Below are 3,379 nucleotides of genomic sequence, written 5' to 3'. Positions count from 1 at the left end.
CGTGGCGGAGGTGGGGCCGTCCAATCTGCGCACATTGTTGGCTGGTTTACCGCCGTACTGGGCGATCGGCCGGCCGGTGTTTGAGCGGATGATCGGGGTGGGATCGGTTGATTTGGACGCCATCTCCCCGATCAATCATGTGGCTCGGATTCAGCGGCCTTTGCTGCTTGGCCATGGCGCCAACGACCCCCGGGTGAAGCTCAAGGAGAGTGAAACCATCGCGGAGGCGATGGCAGCCCGAGATCTGCCGGTGGATTTTGTCGTCTTCCCCGATGAAGGTCATGGCCTCGCCAATCCCCGCAATGCGCTGGCCATGACGGCCTTGGTGGAGGCCTTCTTCGCCACGCACCTGGGGGGCCGCGCCGAGCCGTTCGGCGATGACCTCAAGCGGTCATCGCTCGAGTGGCGTTTGCGTTCCCTCCCCGATCTCTGAACTCAGGTGGAGCTGGTCCGCGAGGACGGCGAGTTTGAGTCCGACTTCCTGGAGTTCCCGGTCAGCGATCGACCCCCGCACGAGTCCGGCGCCAGCCGTCAGATCCAGGCGCAGGCCATGGGCATGGCCGCAGCGGATGGCCACGCGCAGTTCCGCATCACCGGCGCGATCGATCCAGCCCAGCGGTGCGGCGTAATTCCCGCGCTCAAAGGGTTCCAACGTGCGCAGCCAGTTCATCGCTTCGCGTCGAGGCAGGCCTGCCACGGCTGGCGTCGGGTGCAATTGTTCGGCCAGGCTGAGGGGGGGATGGCCCTGGGCATCGGCGCTGATCGGCGTATGCAGATGGGTCAGATGGCCGTGGCGGGCCAGTTGCGGGCGACGCCGACTCCAAGGGGTCAATCCGGCATGGCGCAATTGGGTGGTGATCGTCTCCACCACCAGGTCATGCTCACGTCGGTCTTTGTCGGAACGGAGCAGCGCCTGCCCGTCGTCACCCTGACCCGCTGTTCCCGCTAAGGCATCGCTTCGCAAGTAGCCACCCCGCAGGCTGAGCAGCCGTTCCGGCGAGGCTCCGAAGAAGGCGTCGTCTCGGCTGCGCTGCCAGAGAAAACGGCAGCTGCCCGCTTGCTGACGCCGGAGACGCCGAAGCAGTGGCAGGGGATCAAAGGGTGTGGTCAGGTCGATGGATTGACGCACCGCCAGCACGATCTTGTGCAGCTGTTCCTGTTCAATCAGCTCGAGGCCGCGTTCTAGGGCGGTGCGGTAGCGCTGCTGCCATTGCTGGGAGGAGGCGCCACTGATCGACACGCTGGCGGCTGAGTCGAGCTGGTGTCGAGAGTGTTGTTGGAGGGCTGCTTGTTTCAGCCAGAGCTGTTCGGCGAGGTCGCGGGCATCGGCGGCGCTGTTGGTGGTGCCGATGATCCGCAGCCAACCGCGTCGGCCCTGACGGCTGAGTTGCCACCGCGGCAGCACCGCCTGCACGGACGGAACCGCGTCGATGTCGGCGTTGCGTTCGCTGCTTTGGGCGAAAAAGCTGAAGGCGAGCAGAACCCGTGGCCGCGCCTGGGCCGGGCTGTCTGGGCTGGCATCGATCAAACGCGCCAGGCTGAGGTCGCTGAAGCGTTGTGCCAGTTCAAAACGACGTGCGCCGTTGAGGTTGAGCTGCTGGGTGCAGCCAGCCGCCGCGAAACAGAGCCCTGGTGCTCCATCCCAGAGCATTTGGAAGGACTCGGCTTCGGCGAGTGAAGGCAGTGCCTGTAAGGGATCGATCCCTTCAACTGGCACAGCAAGACTGAACAGGCTGTCGTCACTGCCACTCCGCTCCCAGGCCTGCCGGGCGGCATCCACCAGAGTGATGAAGCGGGAATCAGCCGGCATCCGCAGCGCAGACAACGTGCAGGGACTGCTCAAATGTATGGGTGCTCCTCCGCGTTGGCGGGGTCTCCCTCATGTCAGAGCAGCAGGCTGTTGCATCCCGTTACGCCCAGCGCCGCCGTCTCTGGACAGCGGCGATCAAATGGCCGATGTATTCGGTCGCCGTGATGCCGGTGCTGCTGGCGGCGGGTGAGCGCCTCGGAGCCGGCCAGATCATGCGTTGGGATCAATTGCTTGGCTTTCTGCTGGCGGCGATTTTGCTGTTGCTGTGGGAGAACCTCAGCAACGATGTCTTTGATGCCGAGACAGGGGTGGATGCCGTCGGCAAGCCCCATTCCGTGGTGAATCTCACCGGCCGCCGCGATCGCATCGCCTGGTTGTCGTCCTTGGCGTTGCTGCTGGGGTTGTTGCTGATCGGCTGGCTGGCCTGGCGAAGTCAGCCGGTGGTGCTGGGCCTGGTCTTGGTCTGTTGTGGTTTGGGGTTTGTGTATCAGGGCCCCCCGTTCCGTCTGGGTTACCGGGGCTTGGGGGAGCCGCTCTGCTGGTTGGCCTTTGGTCCGTTTGCCACGGCTGCTGCGCTGCTGGTGCTGGCCCCCGCCGGTGCCGTTGAAGTTGTGCCCTGGTGGGAGGCGGTGCGGCTTGGCAGTGGCCCGGCGTTGGCGACAACCCTGGTGTTGTTCTGCTCCCATTTCCATCAGGTTGAGGAGGACGCGGCCCACGGCAAACGTTCGCCGGTGGTGCGTCTGGGCACGGCACGGTCGGCGGCCCTGATCCCCTGGTTCATCGTTGGCACCCTGGCGCTGGAGTGGTGGCCGATGCTCACCGGGGCCTGGCCACCGACGGTGTTGCTCAGTGCTGTGGCCCTGCTGCCCGGTGGGGCGTTGATCCGCCTGCTGGGTCAGCACCATGCCCAACCGGATCGCATCAGTGGCAGCAAATTTCTGGCGCTGCGCTTTCAGGCCTTCAATGGTCTGGGTCTCATGTTTGGCCTGGCCCTCGCGGGGCTTCACCCCTGGGGCTGATGGTGTTGGAGCTGCAGGTTCGTCCGTTTCGATTCGTCCTGACCCGTCCGTTGCAGACGGCTGCGGGTGTGATCGAGGAGCGTGCCGGGTGGTTGCTGCGGTTGCAGGCTGCGGATGGGCGGCTCGGGTGGGGCGAAGTCGCTCCTTTGGAAGGCGTTGAGCGGTCGGCCTGCGCCCAGGCCTTGCAGCGGATTGGATCGACCCCTTCGCTGGAGGGACTGGAGCAGAGGCTGCTGGACTGGCCACCGGCCCTGGCCTTCGGGGTGGGAGCGGCCTTGGCCGAATTGGCGGGCTTGGTTGGTGCGTCCTGCGATGAGGGTTGGCTGCCGGCTCCTCCCAGTGCGGTGCTGCTGCCCTCCGGGGCGCGGATGCTGGACCGTCTGGCGGAGCTGTTGGCCCAGGCCGAAGACGCCAGCCCGCTGACATTGAAATGGAAGGTGGCGGTGGAGCAGGACGCGCAGGAGCGGAGCTGGCTGGAGCAGTTGCTGGATCGGTTGCCGCCAACGGCTCAGTTGCGGCTGGATGCCAATGGGGGCTGGGACCGCAGCAC

3 protein-coding genes and 1 pseudogene are annotated in these 3,379 nt (G+C 65.6%); 3 read left to right on the top strand and 1 reads right to left on the bottom strand.

All coding sequences use genetic code 11. The features are described 5' to 3' along the window. Positions 1–433, top strand: a 433-nt coding sequence (locus ACGVKB_RS10965; RefSeq protein ID WP_392351774.1) for an alpha/beta hydrolase family protein, incomplete at its 5' end; no start/stop codon positions are given. Here the strand turns inward: ACGVKB_RS10965 and ACGVKB_RS10960 are convergent. Next, entirely contained in the window at positions 392–1,810 is a 1,419-nt protein-coding gene (locus ACGVKB_RS10960; RefSeq protein WP_392351773.1) for an isochorismate synthase MenF, read from the bottom strand. The genes ACGVKB_RS10965 and ACGVKB_RS10960 overlap by 42 nt on opposite strands. 71 nt (positions 1,811–1,881) lie before the next feature. Between ACGVKB_RS10960 and menA the strand changes: the two genes are divergently transcribed. Beyond that, the gene (menA, locus tag ACGVKB_RS10955; protein ID WP_392351772.1) at positions 1,882–2,829 is read left to right on the top strand and encodes a 2-carboxy-1,4-naphthoquinone phytyltransferase; all 948 of its coding nucleotides are present in this window, start codon (positions 1,882–1,884) and stop codon (positions 2,827–2,829) included. Beyond that, positions 2,829–3,379 (top strand): annotated as a pseudogene (locus tag ACGVKB_RS10950) (o-succinylbenzoate synthase); the annotation flags it as partial. The gene menA and the pseudogene ACGVKB_RS10950, both read left to right, overlap by 1 nt.

Origin of the sequence: Parasynechococcus sp. (assembly GCF_042954325.1) — a bacterium.
Lineage (GTDB): Bacteria > Cyanobacteriota > Cyanobacteriia > PCC-6307 > Cyanobiaceae > Parasynechococcus.
The sequence above is the reverse complement of the archived record's forward strand: the minus strand, read 5'-3'. Positions and strand labels throughout refer to the sequence as shown.

Bases quoted from the DNA above. Each gene is read 5' to 3' on its own strand.
- ACGVKB_RS10960 (WP_392351773.1), bottom strand. From the start codon at position 1,810: ATGCCGGCTGATTCCCGCTTCATCACTCTGGTGGATGCCGCCCGGCAG.
- menA (WP_392351772.1), top strand. From the start codon at position 1,882: ATGTCAGAGCAGCAGGCTGTTGCATCCCGTTACGCCCAGCGCCGCCGT.